At 44.1% G+C, this 1,857-nt stretch carries 3 protein-coding genes; all 3 read left to right on the top strand.

Annotated elements, in window-relative coordinates; all coding sequences use genetic code 11:
- Positions 1-85 precede the first annotated feature (85 nt).
- The 3 genes from nblB (at position 86) to ribH (ending at position 1,836) form a co-directional block, all read left to right on the top strand.
- Complete coding sequence (gene nblB / locus L8106_RS29065; RefSeq protein ID WP_009788167.1) at positions 86-757, top strand: phycobilisome degradation protein NblB; 672 nt, start codon at positions 86-88, stop codon at positions 755-757.
- Between the two features lie 211 nt (positions 758-968).
- On the top strand, positions 969-1,160 hold the full coding sequence (gene psbZ, locus L8106_RS29060; protein ID WP_009788166.1) for a photosystem II reaction center protein PsbZ: 192 nt from the start codon (positions 969-971) through the stop codon (positions 1,158-1,160).
- A gap of 82 nt (positions 1,161-1,242) precedes the next feature.
- Positions 1,243-1,836 carry a 6,7-dimethyl-8-ribityllumazine synthase gene (ribH, locus tag L8106_RS29055; RefSeq protein ID WP_009788165.1) on the top strand — a complete coding sequence of 198 codons (594 nt, stop codon included), beginning with the start codon at positions 1,243-1,245 and terminating at the stop codon, positions 1,834-1,836.
- Positions 1,837-1,857: the final 21 nt, after the last annotated feature.

The raw sequence follows: 1,857 nt of genomic DNA, 5'->3' as shown, positions 1-1,857 counted from the left end.
TCTCGAAGATGATAGGATTTTAAGTCTAAACTCAATCCTGGAATTGATTAGAACAAACTTCTAATAAAAAAACACCTTTAACAACATGAGCATTACTCCTGAATCCGTTCAACAATTGCTCAGTTCAGAAGATTTGGGCGATCGCTTACGGGGAGTGAATCAATTACGTCAGCTTGAACCTAAAACAGCTTTTGAACTGATTCAACCCGCAGTCATTGATCGTGATACCCGAGTCCGCTATGCCGCAGTTAGCCAACTCTCAAGTTTGGGTCAACAAGATCACGCCCTAGCTTTGGAACTGTTACGTGAATGTTTACTTAAAGATCCAGAAGCGGATGTCAAGGCTGCCGCCGCTGATGCCATTGGAGCGCTAAAATTACGGGAAGCGTTTGATGATTTGCACCAAGTTTATCACAATACCTCTGAATGGTTGATTAAACTCAGTATTGTGGCTGCATTGGGAGAACTTGGAGAACCTCGGGGATTTGAATTGCTAGAAGATGCTCTCCAAGGAGATAATGATCTAATCCGAACCGTGGCGATTGGAGCAATGGGAGAACTCGGAGATCAAAGGGGAATTCCCCTACTGCTTCCATTTGCCTCTAGCCCTGACTGGCAAATTCGGCACCGAGTGGCTCAAGCCCTGATTCATCTAGGGGTGACTCAAGAAGCAGAAGAAACTCTACAAAAACTAGCAAGCGACGATGTGGAAACAGTCGCCCAAGCCGCTCAAAGAACGAGCCAGGGGGAACACTAAGTTCTCGCTAGAAGGCTCTCTCAACCTTGTAGATTTTGATCCGAAAGTGGACAATATTTTGAGTGGTCTTGATTTGTTTTAGGTGATTGAGAATAACGGTTCCCGAGAAGGGGCAATTTCTGGTAGCTTAACTATATGAGAGTCAGTTTAAGGTTTGTATCAGCTCTCATTGCTTGTTGTCTTTACTAACTTGTTCGTTTGGGAGAACACAATGTTAACAATTTTGTTTCAATTCTTTTTAGCGGCTTTGGTTATTCTCTCGTTTGTTATGGTCGTTGGCGTTCCCTTTGCCTATGCTTCCCCTCAAAACTGGAGCCAATCTAAGCCTCTATTGTTCGTGGGTTCAGGACTCTGGATTGTTTTAGTTCTGCTTGTGGGAGTCTTAAACTATTTAGTAGTTTAATCGATTCTGTGGGGGTTAGAGGTTAAACTCACCCAAAGATTAACCTCTGACCCGTATCTAACTGAAATTTAAAACGATCAGCATGACAGTTTTTGAAGGAAATTTTACTCAAACCGACTCCCTCCAGTTTGCGATCGTCATTGGTCGCTTTAATGATTTAATTACGACTAAGTTGTTAGAAGGGTGTCAAGATTGCCTCAAACGACATGGGGTCGATCCTGATCCTCAAGGAACACAAGTTGATTATGTTTGGGTTCCGGGTAGTTTTGAGGTGCCTCTGGTTGCTCATCAGTTGGCGTTGACTCAGCGTTACGATGCGATTATTTGCTTAGGGGCAGTGATTAAGGGACAAACCCCTCATTTTGATTATGTCGCCTCCGAAGTCTCAAAAGGAATTGCCGCAACTGGATTTCAAACCGGGACTCCCGTGATCTTTGGAATTGTCACGACAGACACCATGCAGCAAGCTCTAGAACGGGCGGGAATCAAGAGTAACAAAGGATGGGAATATGCAATGAATGCTCTGGAAATGGCGAGTCTGATGCGACAAATTAAAGCCATGTCGATAGATAGCTCTGGGAATCATGCAACGGGTTCTTCTGCGGGAATGTTATCTGCTAGTCCGAGTCGGGCAATTGCATCGGAAACGGATAAAAACAAACAAGAGCAATCCTAGAGTTCTGGGGATAGGAAGAAT

Origin of the sequence: Lyngbya sp. PCC 8106, assembly GCF_000169095.1 — a bacterium.
In the GTDB taxonomy this organism is placed as follows: Bacteria; Cyanobacteriota; Cyanobacteriia; order Cyanobacteriales; family Microcoleaceae; genus Capilliphycus.
Note: the sequence above shows the minus strand (reverse complement) of the source record. Positions and strands in the feature narration are given on the sequence as shown.